Raw genomic sequence first — 15,323 nt, forward strand, 5'->3', positions numbered from 1 at the left:
TACGCTTGCACCGGCCTACGGGTTAAGTAGGTCGGGTAAGCGCAGCGCCACCCGACAACACAGACGACTCCCCTCTTACAACGGCTGCGTCTGCGCCTCAACCACCGCTAATGCGACCATATTGACGATACGACGCACGGACGCAATCGGCGTTAACACATGCACCGGTTTCGCCACGCCCATCAGCACCGGCCCAACGGTCACCCCTTCCGAACTCGACACGCGCAGCAGGTTATAGCTGATACGCGCCGCTTCCACGTTCGGCATAATCAGCACGTTCGCCGAGCCTTTCAGCGGGCTGTCCGGCATCCGCTCGTTGCGGATACTCTCCACCAGCGCCGCATCGCCGTGCATCTCACCGTCAATCATCAGCTCTGGCGCGCGCTCACGTACCAGCTCCAGCGTCTGGCGCATTTTGCAGGCCGCGGCTGATTTGGATGAGCCAAAGTTAGAGTGCGACAGCAGCGCCACCTTCGGTTCGATACCGAAACGACGGACGGTTTCTGCCGCCATCACCGTGATCTCCGCCAGCTCTTCCGGCGTCGGATCGTCGTTGACGTAGGTATCGGCGATAAAGGTGTTGCCGCTAGGCAGCAGCAGCGCGTTCATCGCCCCCGCCGTATGCACGCCGTCGCGATAGCCGAAGATCTCCTGCACCACGCTGAAGTGCTCGTGATAGTCACCCACCGTTCCGCAAATCAGCGCGTCGGCTTCCCCGCGATGAACCATGATCGCGCCGATCACCGTGGTGTTGCTGATGACCGCTTTCTGCGCCTGCTCCTGCGTTACCCCGCGACGTTTCATGATCGCGTAGTACTCGCTCCAGTACTCTTTGAAACGCGGATCCGATTCGTTATTCACGATCTCAAAATCCACGCCCGGCTTAATCTGCAGGCCGAGTTTCTGGATGCGCATCTCGATCACGCTCGGACGACCAATCAGGATCGGTTTCGCCAGACCTAAGGTGATCAACTCCTGCGTCGCATGCAGCACGCGCGCCTCTTCGCCTTCGGCCAGCACCACGCGTTTTGCGTCGGCACGCGCCTGGGAGAAGATCGGCTTCATAAACAGGTTGGTTTTGTAGACGAACTCGGTCAGTTTGTCGATGTAGGCGTCAAAGTCTTCAATCGGACGCGTCGCCACGCCGGAATCCATCGCCGCTTTCGCCACGGCTGGCGCGATTTTGACGATCAGGCGCGGATCGAACGGTTTCGGAATGATGTAGTCCGGGCCAAAGCTCAGATCCTGATCGCCATACGCCGAGGCCACCACTTCGCTCTGCTCCGCATGGGCCAGCTCGGCAATGGCGTGGACCGCTGCGAGCTTCATCTCTTCGTTAATTGCCGTCGCACCCACGTCCAGCGCGCCGCGGAAGATGAACGGGAAGCACAGGACGTTGTTGACCTGGTTCGGGTAATCGGAACGCCCGGTACAAATAATCGCATCTTCACGCACGGATTTTGCCAGCGGCGGCAGGATTTCCGGCTCCGGGTTCGCCAGCGCCAGAATCATTGGCGCACGCGCCATTTTCTTGACCATCTCCGGGGTCAGCACTTTCGGGCCGGAGCAGCCGAGGAAAATATCCGCTCCGTCGATCACGTCGTCCAGCGAGCGTTTGCCGTCATCCTCTACCGCATAAGCGGCTTTGGTTTCCGCCATGTTCGGCTCGCGATCTTTGTAGATAACCCCTTTCGAATCGCACACCACGATGTTGTGCTTCTGCATGCCGAGCGCCACCAGCAGGTTCATACAGGCGATCGCCGCCGCACCTGCCCCGGAGACCACCATGCGCACATCGGAGAGGTTTTTCTCGACCACCCGCAGGCCGTTCAGAATGGCTGCGGTACTGATGATCGCCGTCCCGTGCTGGTCATCGTGGAACACCGGAATGTTCATACGTTCACGCAGTTTCTGCTCAATGTAGAAACATTCCGGCGCTTTGATGTCTTCGAGGTTAATGCCGCCAAACGTCGGCTCCAGTGCGGCCACCACGTTAATAAATTTGTCCGGGTCCAGCTCATCCACTTCAATATCAAACACGTCGATACCGGCGAATTTCTTGAACAGTACGCCCTTCCCTTCCATCACCGGTTTACCGGCCAGTGCGCCGATATTGCCCAGCCCCAGCACCGCGGTGCCGTTGGAGATCACCGCCACCAGGTTGCCGCGCGCGGTATATTTGTAAGCGGCCAGCGGATCTTTTTCGATCTCAAGGCACGGCGCGGCGACGCCCGGTGAATAGGCCAGCGCCAGGTCGCGCTGGGTGGCGAGTGGCTTAGTGGGGGAAACCTGGATTTTGCCCGGTACAGGGAATTGATGAAAATCGAGGGCACTCTGTCTTAACTGATCATCCATCTTATTGTTCCTTTCACGTATCGATCAAAAAGGGTGGCGTACTCACGTTCCTGATGCTCACCCTGGAGTGGCGCTTAGTATCGCCCCTGCGGACGGCGCAAACTTTGAAGGCTGCCAAAGTCTCACCATCGCGGAGCAAAATTTGTTATCAATTTATAACAGCCATGTTACCCACTCCCGAAAGCAATGCCTCCCCCGTCTGCTATGCTTTTTTGTTAAGTACGTCATGTATTTCGCAGAAGTGTGAACCAACGCACTCGCCTGAGTCCTTTATTTCTAAGGAGTTATTTTCATGAACCAATTAGACGGCATCAAAAAATTCACTACGGTTGTCGCCGACAGCGGCGATATCGAGTCCATCCGCCACTACCAGCCGGAGGACGCGACCACCAACCCGTCGCTGCTGCTGAAGGCGGCGGGCCTCGCCCACTTCAGCCACCTGATCGACGACGCCATCGCCTACGGCAAACAGCGCGGTAAAACGCAGGAGCAGAAGGTGGCGGAGGCCAGCGACAAACTGGCGGTCAATATCGGTGCGGAAATTCTGAAAAGTATTCCCGGCCGCGTTTCGACGGAGGTGGACGCGCGTCTCTCCTTCGACAAAGAAAAGAGCATCGCCAAAGCGCGTCGCCTGGTCGAGCTGTACCAGGAGCAGGACATCGATAAATCGCGCATTCTGATCAAGCTCGCCTCCACCTGGGAGGGTATCCGCGCCGCCGAAGTGCTGGAAAAAGAGGGGATCAACTGCAACCTGACGCTGCTGTTCTCCTTTGCCCAGGCGCGCGCCTGCGCCGAAGCGGGCGTGTTCCTCGTCTCGCCGTTTGTCGGGCGTATCTACGACTGGTATCAGGCAAAACAGCCGATGGACCCGTACGTGGTGGATGAAGATCCGGGCGTGAAATCGGTGCGCAATATCTACGATTACTTTAAGCAGCACCGCTACGAGACCATCGTGATGGGCGCCAGCTTCCGCCGCACCGAGCAGATCCTCGCCCTCGCGGGCTGCGACCGTCTGACCATCTCGCCCAATCTGCTGAAAGATCTGCAGGACAAAGAAGAGCCGGTGGTGCGCAAGCTGATCCCAACTTCTACCGTCCTGCCAAAACCAAAGCCGCTGACCGAAGCCGAGTTCCGCTGGGAACATAATCAGGACGCGATGGCCGTGGATAAACTGGCCGAAGGCATTCGCCTGTTCGCCGTTGACCAGCGCAAACTGGAAGATCTTCTCGCCGCCAAACTTTAATCATGCCATGGAGTGAACTATGTCCCGTAAAGAGCTAGCCAATGCCATTCGCGCCCTCAGCATGGATGCGGTACAAAAAGCCAATTCCGGCCACCCGGGCGCGCCGATGGGCATGGCCGATATCGCCGAAGTGTTGTGGAATGACTTTCTGAAGCACAACCCGACCGACCCGACCTGGTATGACCGCGACCGCTTTATCCTCTCCAACGGCCACGCCTCGATGCTGCTCTACAGCCTGCTGCATCTCTCCGGCTACGACCTGCCGTTAGAGGAGCTGAAAAACTTCCGTCAGCTGCACTCCAAAACGCCGGGCCACCCGGAGCTGGGCTATACGCCGGGCGTCGAAACCACCACCGGCCCGCTCGGCCAGGGGCTGGCGAACGCGGTCGGGCTGGCGATTGCCGAACGCACGCTGGGCGCGCAGTTTAACCGCCCGGACCATGAGATTGTCGATCACTTCACCTACGTGTTTATGGGCGACGGCTGTCTGATGGAGGGGATTTCCCACGAGGTCAGCTCGCTGGCGGGGACGCTGGGACTCGGCAAACTGATCGGTTTTTACGATCACAACGGCATCTCCATCGACGGGGAAACCGACGGCTGGTTTACCGACGATACGGCAAAACGCTTCGAGGCCTATCACTGGCACGTGGTGCATGAAATCGACGGCCACGACCCGGAAGCCATAAAGAGAGCGATTCTTGAAGCGCAGAGCGTGACGGACAAACCGTCGCTGATTATCTGTCGCACGGTGATCGGCTTCGGCTCGCCAAACAAAGCGGGTAAAGAAGAGGCCCACGGCGCGGCGTTGGGCGAAGAGGAAGTGGCCCTGACGCGGCAGAAACTGGGCTGGAAATATCCGGCCTTTGAGATCCCGAAAGAGATCTACAAAGCCTGGGACGCGCGCGCGGACGGCGAGAAGGCGCAGCAGGCGTGGAACGAAAAATTCAGTGCCTACAAAAAAGCGCATCCCGATCTGGCAGCAGAGTTTTCCCGCCGTATGAGCGGGGAACTACCGCAAGAGTGGGAAGCAAAAACGCAGGCGCTGATCGAAGATTTACAGGCCAATCCGGCGAAAATCGCCACCCGTAAAGCCTCACAAAATACCCTCAACGTCATTGGCCCCATCCTGCCAGAACTGCTGGGCGGCTCGGCGGATCTGGCCCCGAGTAACCTGACCATCTGGTCCGGCTCGAAATCGCTGAAAGAGGATATCTCCGGGAACTACATCCACTACGGCGTGCGTGAGTTCGGCATGACCGCAATTGCCAACGGCCTCGCCCATCACGGTGGATTTGTCCCTTATACCGCCACCTTCCTGATGTTTGTCGAGTATGCCCGCAACGCGGCGCGTATGGCGGCGCTGATGAAGGCGCGGCAGATTATGGTTTATACCCACGACTCCATCGGACTTGGCGAAGATGGGCCAACGCACCAGGCGGTGGAACAGCTCGCGAGCCTGCGCCTGACGCCAAACTTCAGCACCTGGCGGCCGTGCGATCAGGTCGAGGCGGCGGTCGGCTGGAAGCTGGCGGTGGAGCGCCACACCGGCCCGACGGCGCTGATCCTCTCGCGGCAGAACCTGGCGCAGATCGAGCGCTCACCGGAGCAGGTCAAAAATATCGCCCGCGGCGGGTATATCCTGAAAGACAGCGGCGGCAAGCCGGATGTGATTTTGATTGCCACCGGCTCCGAGATTGAAATCACCGTTAAAGCGGCGGAGAAACTCACCGCCGAAGGGCACGCAGTGCGCGTGGTGTCGCTGCCTTCCACGGATATTTTTGATGCGCAGGATGAGGCGTATCGCGAATCAGTGCTGCCGTCCAACGTCGCGGCGCGCGTGGCCGTCGAGGCGGGGATTGCCGACTACTGGTACAAATATGTCGGTCTGAAAGGGGCGATTGTCGGGATGACGGGATACGGTGAATCGGCACCTGCCGATAAGCTGTTCCCGTATTTTGGCTTTACGGTTGAGAACGTGGTTGAGAAGGCGTTAGGCGTGATGTAATGCGCCTTGTTGTGCTCCCCTCTCCCAGAGGAGAGGGGAGCGTTCAGCGCTCATCTTCCCTGGTTTTCTCCTTCTGCTGGGGGAGAAGGTTGGGATGAGAGCGTGCAACTGAGGTTTTACGGACTGGCATTAAAGCGGCGTAATCATTCAGACTTTGCCATTGTACCTGGCATGAAGCACTTTCGTGGCACCCCGACACTTTTAGCGAACTAAAGGGGGCGACCATATTCCTTTGTTCTACAGGCTGATCATTAATTTTAAGCTGACTGAGCGTAACAAAATAAGGCGTAGGATTGCTGACTTGTAGCGCCCCATCATTCATTTCCCACTGCAATTTCTGATAGGCCAAATCAGCCCCTTCATTTAACCCCGCAGGACGATAAAAGAGTTTCATCCGAGACTTTACCGCAATTTGCAGACTGTTGGCCTCTGGTCTGCCCGCCGGAATTGCCGCAATGGTCAGGTAAAACAGGCTTTCACGATCGGCGGGTAAAATGCCACCAGTGCGAATGATACGGATCTTTCCGGCATGTCCGCCGCCGACCATCATCAGCGGCGGCGTGGCGACAAAAATCGTGTTCCCCTGAAGTGGGCTGATTTTGGTCTGTACCAGAAAGTCCGTTGTCGCCGTGTTGTTCATATCAACAGTGAGAGACTCCGCTACCTCCGGAAAAACAAACCGCGTGCCGTTAATCACGATTCCCGCGTGGACGGTGAAACTGCAAAATAAAGCCAGTAACGGGAAGCTTTTGTTCATTTTATTCATAGGTCATGTTGAAGGTGACGGTGGCAGAGGCGGGGCCAGCGGTCACTTTTGTGCTGTAGGAAGTGAACTGCGCGTAAAAATTTAACGTCGCCGTTGTGGCTCCGGCCTTAACAGGATAGGAGTGGCTGGTGCTGTTTACGGCGATAGTAGATTTTGTATCGTCCAGAATCTTCACGCCCAGGCCGGTGGCCGTGCCCGGCGCGGAGTCCAGGGCTACCAGCGGACTGCCTTTCACCGCGGCAATGCCGGTGAATGTGACGGTCACGTTGCTGACCGCTGAGCAATCCTTAACCCCAAGGGAGAACGGAATGAGATCGCTGCTATCGCCGGACGCTGTAAAGGCGGTGGAATAGACTTCACCCAGAGTGACTTTAAGATCGCTGGTGGTTACCGCACAGGTCACCGTATGAATATCACCCGTGATATTCACCTTGCCATCGTAGGCAACGGTTACAGGGGGGGTGAGGATCGTCAACAGACAAAAAGAGAGCGGCCCGATGTGATTCATCATGGATACTCCACCGAAAAATAAAGTACAGCAGTTGCGTTTCCCGGTGTCACTGTCGCCAGAGTGGACTTGTAGCGCAGGGAAAAATTAAGTGTATTGTCGCCGCTTTTTAAAGCGTAATTCAGCGGCGATGAACTGTTAATGGCAACAGGCTTCTTATCTTTATCCAGCACCTGGACAGCGACCCCCGATGCTATATTCCCGCCCCCGCTGGTGTCCGTTAATGAAAGCAGCGTCGGGTCTGAGCCGGTTGTGCCCGTGAATAAAATGCCGGCATTTTTAATCATTGATGAGCATTTTTTTAATACGATTGTAAAAGGCGCATCAACGCTGACGCTGCCCACTGATTTAAAATCTGTGGTGGCAAATGAACCAATATGGACAGTCTGGTTTTTACTGTTGGTATCGATGTCACAGGTGCTGTCCACAATGGTACCCGTCATTGTCAGGTTGATTTGTGCTAAATCTGCGTACGCGGGACAGCCCAGCATCGGTGAAATAAAAAATAGTCCCGCGAAAACGCTAATGATTTTTTTCATAAGTAAACCTTTAACTCCTCATCAGGCATAGTCAACACGGATATAAGCTTGAGCGGTGAACTTGCCTAAGCCTGGAATTTTACCGGTGGTGCTGACGGGCGTGGCTTTAAATGTCACCGTAGCTTCAGCATTTCCATCCAGATGAAATGGAATTAGACCTGAATTTGGGAGGGTCAGTTTGCCATTGGTATCCATCATAATGACCCCGATGTCAGGGTTATTCGTTTTAATTGCACTGGCGTAGTCTGGAGACGCGTCCGCCTGAAAGCGCACTGTCAGATTGGCATAGGCATCAACGTTGGTGCATTTAATGGCCGTGCTGATTGTTTTAGGCGAATAGCCAGTCGGAGCTTGCGTTTTGGTGGTAAAATTCGCTGCGGGGATATTGCCAAAATTAACCGTCACCATCTGCCCCGCGTTAATAACACACTTTTGCGGTGCCGTTATTATGCCTGCCATATAAACGGAAGCCATAGGGGTATTTCCATAATTGCCGCTCACGCGGGTGGCGTAAATATCAACAAGTTTTTCATCGATAATGACTGTTTCACCAATAAAAGCTTTAGCAATATAGAGCGATAGCTTCCCCTCGGAGCCTGTGGTCCACTGATGAACACTGTGAGCTACATAGCATGGCTCAATCCAGTGGTTAGCAACATTATTCCATGGGATGGGAACGAAATTCTGGCTATCACCATTAACTAAAAGAATATCCATAGAAAATTCAAGGTACTCATTGAGTTTATAAAAGCCAGAGGTATGCCCATTAGCCAGAGAGGTTATCGTTTTATATTTTACATCAGTCATACTATTTCCGGTGCAATCGCAGTAACCTTGATAGTTATCGCCACTGTGCCAGTGGTAAACGTTCTGAATAAATACACCGGGGTGATTATAATTTATATCCGATATTGCATAGGTGCCAAAATTATAATGAAATTGATGTGTTGAGGGGGAGGGGTAACAGGGGCCTTCGCTTGCCCAGACATTATCGATGCTACCGATCAATAAAATAGCGCCAAATAAAAATCGCAGAAAAATAACAGAAAAGACTCTCATTACTGGCACCTCAGGGTAAACAGACTAATCGGTTTATTCATTTCACTCTCGGCAAGCTGGTATGTCGCTTTGCACTGTTCTTTAACGTCATCCCCCCACTGGACGGTTAATTCCCCGGTCAATGGCAGTCCCATCAAATAGGCCTGGCCGTCGTCGCCGACGAGGGTCGAGTTGCCGCCGTCACTGCGGCTGACGGTGGCACCAAACGGCACCGGTTTGTTGTTGTGTATTAGCGTCACCATTGCCCGCAGTCCGGTGTGGGCTGCGAAATTCGCCACCACCAGCGCGCCTTCGCTTGGCACCACGTCAACGACGGCATTGTCGATATCCACTTTATCGCCCAGCGTATCGGTATTGAGCGCGATACGGTTTTGGCGGTAGGTGGTGGCATACGGTACGACGGCATAGCCGCGCCAGTCGGTTTTCACCCCGGTGCTGTTTTCAATATCCACACCCGAGGCACCCGGCGCTTTAATGAGCACATTGGTGCTGCCGAGCGGCTGGCTCAGGGTAATGCCGTTGGCATGGGCGACGATCCCCCCACTCAGGCCGTAGTTCACCTGCTGGTAGCCTGCGCCGTAGTTGTAGCCGATGTTGCCGTTGCCGAGTCCGCCCTGATAGTTCAGCGACGCGTTACCGCTGGTGCCATCGCCCTGATTGGCGTAGCCCTGCTGCACCGTGTAGCTGAGGTTGTTGTCGCTGAGCAGCGTGCCGCTGACGCCCGCCGACTGGGTCATTTTGCCGTGGTTATCGGTACTGTTGCTGTAGGTGGCGTAAGCGTTATTGAGAGGGTTGCTCACGTCGCTGTTATCGCCAGAGGCGAGCCATTTTCCGAGCGGCAGCGAGATGCCCAACGCAAACTGCTGGTCGGCCTGCGGCTGGCCCATCGCTTTGTTGTAGCTGTAGCTCAGGTTAAAGCTGACGTCATTCAGGTTACCGCTGTAGCCCACCTGCCACAGATTGTCGGTTTCGCTGGTATTCCAGTAGCTTTGCTGGCTACCGGTGACATACACCGACCCGTTGCTGCCGACCTGCTGCGAAATGTTGATCTGTATTTTGCCGCGTTTGCTGTAGTAGAGGTCGTAATAGTCCGTCCAGTCCGGCTCGACGTCTTTTTTGCCGTCCTGGGTGTCGATGGTATAGCCGCTCATCTGGGTGTAGGTGGTGTCATCCAGGGTATAAAAGCCCTGCGTCGAGTAGCGATAGCCGAGCAGCTGGAAGTTGGTGCCCGTCGAGTTCAGCGATTTGGCGTATAGAAAGCGCAATGATTGCCCGCTGTGTTTGCTGTCGTCGGCAAGCGTACTGTTGGCCTGGGTCAGGTCGGCTGAAAACGCGCCGATATCGCCGAGGTTCAGCCCGAGCCCGAGGCTCTCCGCCTGATAGTTTTCCGAGTGCTGCATACCGCCGTAGGCCGTCATCCCGTACGGCAGCCCCCAAATGAGAGTGCCCTGGGCGAAATTCTGGTCATCCTGATCGGCGGTATTGGTGTGATACTGCCCGGCGGTCACGGCATATTTTATTCGCCCTTCGCGCTGTAACAGCGGCACAGCGGAATAAGGCACCGAGAAGGTGGTTTTGCTGCCGTCGGTTTCGGCAATTTCCACGTCCATATCGCCGCTCGATGAGGTCGGGTAGAGATCGTTGATCTCAAACGCACCCGGCGAGACGTAAGTTTGGTAGATGACGTAGCCGTTCTGTTTGACAGTCACTTTGGCGTTGCTGCGGGCGATACCGCGCACCGTTGGCGCGAAACCGCGCAGGCTGTCGGGCAACATATTGTCGTCAGAAGCTATCTGCACACCGCGAAAACCGACGCTATCGAACACGTCTGACGGGGTATAGCTGTCGCCGACGGTCAACTCTCCCTTCAGCGGGATGATGTTGCGCTGCAGGTAGGTGCTGATGTGCTCCCAGTGGCTGGCGCTGCCGTCGCCCTGCCCCCCGTCGTAGGTGCCGGATGAATAGTCGTGCAGCCGCCACGGCCCGATGTTCAGCGTGCTTTGCAGATTGAGGTAATAACTGTTGCTGACGCTATCGCCCCAACTGTTACTGCCGGTGAAATCATAATTCAGCAGCAGCGCGGTGATGCCGTCGTCCCACTGTTCCGGCGGGATATAGCCGCGCGCACTCTGCTTCATCGCCGCCTGCGGCAGGCTGATGTTCAGGTGCTGCTGCTCAAAATCAAAATCGGTACGAGCGTCGGGGATCATCGTCGCCAGCGGCACACAGGCATCTTTCGCCATAGCGGCGATATCCGGAAACGCTTTCATCTCAACGCCGAGCGCGTCCAGCCGCACGCGCGTCAGGCAGGGCGCGACATCGCCCTGTTTGTTGGCAGGCGCTTTGAACTCGACGTCTTCGGTCGAGACGAACGTCCCGTTCAGATAGATATCGACGCGATATTTCCCCGGCCCGTGACCGTTGCCTTTTTCAAAGCGTTTAAGGCTGGCGACCGCCGACGGATCGTCCGACAAAAAGGCAGGGTTGAAATAGTTATCCGCCCGTGTCACAGGAGAAAACACCAACGTCAACAGCACTATCTGCCGCCATCCCGGCGTACGGAGGAAGGCACGCGTCGGCGGAGTTAACGGAGTGTCCATTCTCGTTCGCATAATGCTATTCCATTATGCCTTTTTGTCCGGCGGTGTTAGCGCCAAAGTCGCTGACCGTCTGAAAGACTATCTCACCCTGAGCGTTGTCCGGAACCGGAACCGTCAGGCTCTCCTTGGGCGGCACCATGGTGTTGGGGAGCTTTTCGCCGCCGACGGTAAACTGCACCAGCGTTACGTAATAGGGGCTCGGGTTTTTAATCGACAATTGTGCGCCCACGCGATGAAAGCGCAGCAGCGCCGGTGCATCCACCGATTTAATCGGCAGATTTTTCGGCCGCACAAACAGCTTGATCCGGCTCAGCACCGCCAGCTGGAGCGTGTTTTTGCCTTTAGTGTCCGCGGCAGCTGAAGGGATAGCCTTCATATTCAGCCAGTAGACCGTTTCACGGTCGGCAGGCAGGTTTTTCGCGCTTATATACATTACCCGCAGAGTGTTTTCTTTTTGCGGCTGAATGACAAACAGCGGCGGGGTAATTGCGAAATCCGGGCTTCTTGCGCCGTTTTCATCTTCCACCCAGCTCTGGATCAAAAACACGGCGTTGTCATCGCTGTTGTTGACCGACATGGAAACCTGGCTGCTGCCCGCCGGATAGATAAGCCGGGTGCCGCCGAGAGAGACGCCACCGGCACAGGCCGTGTGGCTGACACAGAGCATCATCGCCGTTAATGCGAAGGGCTGAATAAAACGATGAGTCAACACATTCACCTCAATAACTACGGATAGATAACGATAAAATTCGCCACCACGCTGGCATCACCGGCGACGATGCGCGCTGTGGCGCGGTATTTGGCGATAAAATGCAGGACGTTTTGGCCGTCAATCAGGGTCTTGTAAGAACGTGGAGCACTGTTGGGCACAACCAGATTGGCCTGTTCGTCATAGATCCCGAGACCGACGCCGATGGCTGAACCGGGTCCGTCAGTGATGGCGAGAACCAGAGGATCGTGGCTGTCGGTAACGCCCTGAAATGCCACCCCGGCAGACTGGCTGACGGCGGAGTTGCAGTCAGTTAAGGTCAGGGTGAAACCAATAGGATCGGCCCAACTGCCCACGCCGTTGAAGGCCTCTTTACGTACCTGGCCCATTTCGACGGTCTGGTCGCTGCTTTGGGCATTCACCGCACAGGCAGCATCTACGGCGTTGCCGTTAAAGTGGATTAGCCCTCCGGTTTCATCCGCGGCGGCGCTACAGGCGAGCAAAAGCAGGCCGACAACAGGAAACATCTGCCTGGTAAGCGTCTGAAACGGCATCTTAAGGTCCTTGAAACAGAGAATCATCACGCCGTCCCTGGCGTTTTTTTCATCCTTGAATCAGTTTTTCAGGATCAGGAGTAGGTCACGTTGAAGGTCGCGGTGGCCTGCACATCGCCTGGTTTCACCGTGGTGCCGGTGGTGATGTAATCCGCAGAGAAGACCAGTGAGTTTTCACCATTAATCAGCGCATAGGCTGGAGACGCCGTTCCCAGAGCCAGAGCTTTACCGACATTGTCATACAGCTGAATGCCAATACCCACGGCTGAACCCGCACCGGCGGTATTGTCGAGAGCGGTAGGCATAGCTGCAGGGGCGTTACCGCTGAAGGTGATGGCGGCATTTTTGGAGACAGTGGTGTCACAGTCGGACAGCTTGATGGTGAATGGGCGTTTCTGATTCGCCGCGGTACCCGGTGCAACTTTGCCGTCTGCACCTGCAAATTTCGCGGTACGAACCTGGCCCATATCGACGTTAAAATCGACGGAGTCTTCGTCCACTGAACAAGCGGCATCGACAACGGTACCGTTAAAATGCACCTGACCACCGGTCACTGAGGTGCCCGCTGCCAGCGCAGAACCTGATAAAGCCAAAAGGGTTGCTGCGAATAAAGTGTTCAGTTTTTGTGAACTAGTCATGTATATCGTCCTTTATTATTTAAATAAGCTATCTACTAATAGCCCTAAAAATTGTTAAACCATTGCTCGTGCTCACAAATAATTCGTCACATGAACACCAGGGAATTCATGATATTTTTGGCATGACGAGGTATTTGTTACGCCGATAATTATGCAGTTTTTTACTTTCAATCAAATAGAAAATTTAAACCATTTTTGTACAGCACCCCGTCCAATTATAGACACTTCACCCTACATTTATAGATACTTTGTTATAAGTGAATGATGCGTTTAAAATAATCTGTATTTATACGACAGCCAAAATATTGAATCATTCTATATTGCTTATTTTAGCAGAGGTTTTACCTGACATTGTAATTTTAGAAACTGTTATCTGGAGAGAGTAATGAAATCGGCATTACATAATTGCGTTTCCGTTTATCAAGATCCCTGCTTTAACCTGGAAAAACCTGTAGCAGAGGTGGAACGAATCATTGAGAAGTTGCTTCCAGCCGCGACTCCGGTCTTCATGCAGGAAGGTGGAGGTGTTATCAACCTGAAACTTCTCAATAAAAATAAGGGCGGGCTTTCGGTCATTTTGTTATTAAAGGGAAAAATGAATTTTATCAGAAAGTCCTCAGGAGGAATACTCTTTGGCACTGCAGAGGGTCCATCTGTATTTGGATTGTTGGGTTCCAGCTTTAAAGAAGAGGTTTTCAAATATGTCGCCGTGGGTGACTGTAATATCTATGCCCTGCCCAGGGATATGGCAATTGATATAATTAATAATCACAATCTGCTACGTGATGTTCTTAACTATCATGCTTATATTTCTGATATGGAAGTAAGGTACAGTAATCGCCTCATCAATCAAACCCCCTATGGAATTGTGTGTGCGATTCTCTGCGAACTTGCTGCATTACCTGAATCAATACGATTAAAAACAGGTATTGCTAAATTTATCATTGAAAGAAGTCATATAAGCCGCAGCACGATGATGAAAATTCTGGCTGACTTGCGTGATGGAGGGTATGTGGATATCCAGTATGGAAAACTGATAAGAATTATAAAGAATTTCCCGAAATTTTATTGAGTCTATCGTAAAGCAGATAGAGACTATAATTAAAATTGTGCAATTGCCTGTTTTTGATATGTTCACTCCAACAACACATACAGGCAAATTATGGATGAAACCGAGCTGAGCATACCCCATGACCGCGGCAAAAACGTTACCGCGTGATCCACAACGTCGGCCACGCGTCCGGCCCGTGCCAGTTGTCGCAGCTCGGCTCTTCCGCGTACCGCACCAGACGGAAACGCTGGCCGTCAAAACGCCAGCGCGTCTGGATCCCGCAGTCGCCCATTCCACGCCCTAACGCCAGGGTCGTCAGCTCACGGCTTTTCTCGTCAAAGCGGGCGTTCATCAGCTCCATCTCGCTGCTCTCGCTCGACGAGACAAACGGCAGGCGCAGCCGCACGGTTCGGGCGGCGAACGGTTTTTTACGCGACACCAGCCACGCCAGATCCACCGTATTGTAAGCCCCTGCTTCACAGCTGATCATCAGCAGCGCTTTGTCATCCGTTAAGGCCGTCACCCGCACTTCGCGGCGGTTAGGGTCCAGCGAGCACTGGCTGTTGTTCATGCGCCAGCTGCCGTAATCCAGCAGATCGTTGAGCTCTTCATGCGTCAGAGGCGTCGGCGTCGGGTTGACCACCGCCACCTCTTTCAGCGCCGGGGCCGGTGGCACGCTGAGCGGCGGTTCGTCGCCCTTTTTAATCCACGCGGTTTCACTCCCCACACGCTTTTGCTGGGCATCAATGAACAGCAACGCCGCCTTGAGCCCCGCCAGCGAGATAATCTGTTTGCCGCCTTTCAGCGTCAACGCCTCCCCTTCCTGAATGGTTTTCAGGAATGCGGCGATGGTCGCGGTATCGTCGGTCACCAGATGCCACGGCGTAATTTTCCAGTGCAGCGCATCCAGCGTCAGGGGCTGACCATCGAGCAGCAGGCGAGGTGCAACGGGCGCTTCTTTCACCGGCGACGCTTCCAGCCCACCCAAATCAATGCGCAGATTGGCGTCGGTTTTGGCCCCTGCGCTGCGGCTTAAGGTCATCACCAGCCCCTGATGCTCACCGGTATTGCGCGCAACGCAAAAGTTCTGGTTGTTGCAGGTCACCTGCCAGTCGGAAAACGCTTGCTGTGCAGGTGCCGCCCAGGCCAGAGGCACAGACAGTACGCTGAGGAATAAAATAAGAAGAATGCTGTGGCGCATGAAAGGCACAATCCCGGAAACAGAAACTCGAAAACTGGCGGTATGTTCGTTTCGTTGCCGGGATTGCTCAATCGGATTTATCGGATAGATTT

At 54.6% G+C, this 15,323-nt stretch carries 13 protein-coding genes; 3 read left to right on the forward strand and 10 right to left on the reverse strand.

Annotated features, from left to right (window positions below):
* Nucleotides 1-75: 75 nt before the first annotated feature.
* Nucleotides 76-2,355 (reverse strand): NADP-dependent oxaloacetate-decarboxylating malate dehydrogenase, encoded by a 2,280-nt coding sequence (gene maeB / locus QQF33_RS19595; protein WP_282495474.1) that lies wholly within the window; start codon nt 2,353-2,355, stop codon nt 76-78.
* Between the two features lie 292 nt (nt 2,356-2,647).
* On the opposite strand from maeB, the gene tal reads away from it, so the two are divergent.
* Both tal and tkt read left to right on the forward strand, forming a co-directional pair.
* Nucleotides 2,648-3,598, forward strand: a complete 951-nt coding sequence (tal, locus tag QQF33_RS19600; RefSeq protein WP_285149827.1) for a transaldolase — start codon at nt 2,648-2,650, stop codon at nt 3,596-3,598.
* Between the two features lie 19 nt (nt 3,599-3,617).
* Nucleotides 3,618-5,606 (forward strand): transketolase, encoded by a 1,989-nt coding sequence (gene tkt / locus QQF33_RS19605; protein ID WP_285149826.1) that lies wholly within the window; start codon nt 3,618-3,620, stop codon nt 5,604-5,606.
* 43 nt (nt 5,607-5,649) lie between these two features.
* Here the strand turns inward: tkt and QQF33_RS19610 are convergent, their stop codons facing one another.
* From QQF33_RS19610 to QQF33_RS19645, 8 genes are all read right to left on the reverse strand, one after another.
* A complete protein-coding gene (locus tag QQF33_RS19610) occupies nt 5,650-6,372 on the reverse strand; it encodes a fimbrial biogenesis chaperone (protein ID WP_285158450.1) in 723 nt (240 codons plus the stop codon).
* Nucleotides 6,365-6,883: a fimbrial protein gene (locus tag QQF33_RS19615; RefSeq protein WP_285149824.1), complete on the reverse strand. Its 519-nt coding sequence runs from the start codon at nt 6,881-6,883 to the stop codon at nt 6,365-6,367. Before QQF33_RS19615 ends, QQF33_RS19610 begins: the two co-directional genes overlap by 8 nt.
* Entirely contained in the window at nt 6,880-7,419 is a 540-nt protein-coding gene (locus tag QQF33_RS19620) for a fimbrial protein (protein WP_285158451.1), read from the reverse strand. Before QQF33_RS19620 ends, QQF33_RS19615 begins: the two co-directional genes overlap by 4 nt.
* 21 nt (nt 7,420-7,440) lie before the next feature.
* Nucleotides 7,441-8,478, reverse strand: a complete 1,038-nt coding sequence (locus QQF33_RS19625; protein ID WP_285158452.1) for a fimbrial protein — start codon at nt 8,476-8,478, stop codon at nt 7,441-7,443.
* On the reverse strand, nt 8,478-11,090 hold the full coding sequence (locus QQF33_RS19630) for a fimbrial biogenesis usher protein (protein ID WP_285158453.1): 2,613 nt from the start codon (nt 11,088-11,090) through the stop codon (nt 8,478-8,480). The genes QQF33_RS19625 and QQF33_RS19630 overlap by 1 nt, the downstream gene beginning before the upstream one ends.
* 4 nt (nt 11,091-11,094) lie before the next feature.
* Entirely contained in the window at nt 11,095-11,748 is a 654-nt protein-coding gene (locus tag QQF33_RS19635; RefSeq protein WP_285146927.1) for a fimbria/pilus periplasmic chaperone, read from the reverse strand.
* Between the two features lie 56 nt (nt 11,749-11,804).
* Nucleotides 11,805-12,341: a fimbrial protein gene (locus QQF33_RS19640; RefSeq protein ID WP_285158454.1), complete on the reverse strand. Its 537-nt coding sequence runs from the start codon at nt 12,339-12,341 to the stop codon at nt 11,805-11,807.
* 74 nt (nt 12,342-12,415) lie between these two features.
* The gene (locus QQF33_RS19645) at nt 12,416-12,979 is read right to left on the reverse strand and encodes a fimbrial protein (RefSeq protein ID WP_285146841.1); all 564 of its coding nucleotides are present in this window, start codon (nt 12,977-12,979) and stop codon (nt 12,416-12,418) included.
* Nucleotides 12,980-13,364: 385 nt separating this feature from the next.
* Here QQF33_RS19645 and QQF33_RS19650 point away from each other — a divergent pair, with 385 nt between their 5' ends.
* Entirely contained in the window at nt 13,365-14,051 is a 687-nt protein-coding gene (locus QQF33_RS19650; protein ID WP_285158455.1) for a helix-turn-helix domain-containing protein, read from the forward strand.
* Nucleotides 14,052-14,187: 136 nt separating this feature from the next.
* Here QQF33_RS19650 and QQF33_RS19655 read toward each other — a convergent pair whose 3' ends face one another.
* Complete coding sequence (locus QQF33_RS19655) at nt 14,188-15,231, reverse strand: DUF1176 domain-containing protein (protein ID WP_285149818.1); 1,044 nt, start codon at nt 15,229-15,231, stop codon at nt 14,188-14,190.
* Between the last annotated feature and the right edge of the window lie 92 nt (nt 15,232-15,323).

The sequence above is a fragment of the Lelliottia wanjuensis genome (genome assembly GCF_030238365.1).
Lineage (GTDB): Bacteria > Pseudomonadota > Gammaproteobacteria > Enterobacterales > Enterobacteriaceae > Enterobacter > Enterobacter wanjuensis.

Bases quoted from the DNA above. Each gene is read 5' to 3' on its own strand.
- QQF33_RS19640 (WP_285158454.1), bottom strand. From the start codon at position 12,341: ATGCCGTTTCAGACGCTTACCAGGCAGATGTTTCCTGTTGTCGGCCTG.
- QQF33_RS19610 (WP_285158450.1), bottom strand. From the start codon at position 6,372: ATGAATAAAATGAACAAAAGCTTCCCGTTACTGGCTTTATTTTGCAGT.
- QQF33_RS19625 (WP_285158452.1), bottom strand. From the start codon at position 8,478: ATGAGAGTCTTTTCTGTTATTTTTCTGCGATTTTTATTTGGCGCTATT.
- QQF33_RS19620 (WP_285158451.1), bottom strand. From the start codon at position 7,419: ATGAAAAAAATCATTAGCGTTTTCGCGGGACTATTTTTTATTTCACCG.
- QQF33_RS19650 (WP_285158455.1), top strand. From the start codon at position 13,365: ATGAAATCGGCATTACATAATTGCGTTTCCGTTTATCAAGATCCCTGC.
- QQF33_RS19655 (WP_285149818.1), bottom strand. From the start codon at position 15,231: ATGCGCCACAGCATTCTTCTTATTTTATTCCTCAGCGTACTGTCTGTG.
- QQF33_RS19630 (WP_285158453.1), bottom strand. From the start codon at position 11,090: ATGCGAACGAGAATGGACACTCCGTTAACTCCGCCGACGCGTGCCTTC.
- QQF33_RS19645 (WP_285146841.1), bottom strand. From the start codon at position 12,979: ATGACTAGTTCACAAAAACTGAACACTTTATTCGCAGCAACCCTTTTG.
- QQF33_RS19635 (WP_285146927.1), bottom strand. From the start codon at position 11,748: ATGATGCTCTGTGTCAGCCACACGGCCTGTGCCGGTGGCGTCTCTCTC.
- maeB (WP_282495474.1), bottom strand. From the start codon at position 2,355: ATGGATGATCAGTTAAGACAGAGTGCCCTCGATTTTCATCAATTCCCT.
- tal (WP_285149827.1), top strand. From the start codon at position 2,648: ATGAACCAATTAGACGGCATCAAAAAATTCACTACGGTTGTCGCCGAC.
- QQF33_RS19615 (WP_285149824.1), bottom strand. From the start codon at position 6,883: ATGATGAATCACATCGGGCCGCTCTCTTTTTGTCTGTTGACGATCCTC.
- tkt (WP_285149826.1), top strand. From the start codon at position 3,618: ATGTCCCGTAAAGAGCTAGCCAATGCCATTCGCGCCCTCAGCATGGAT.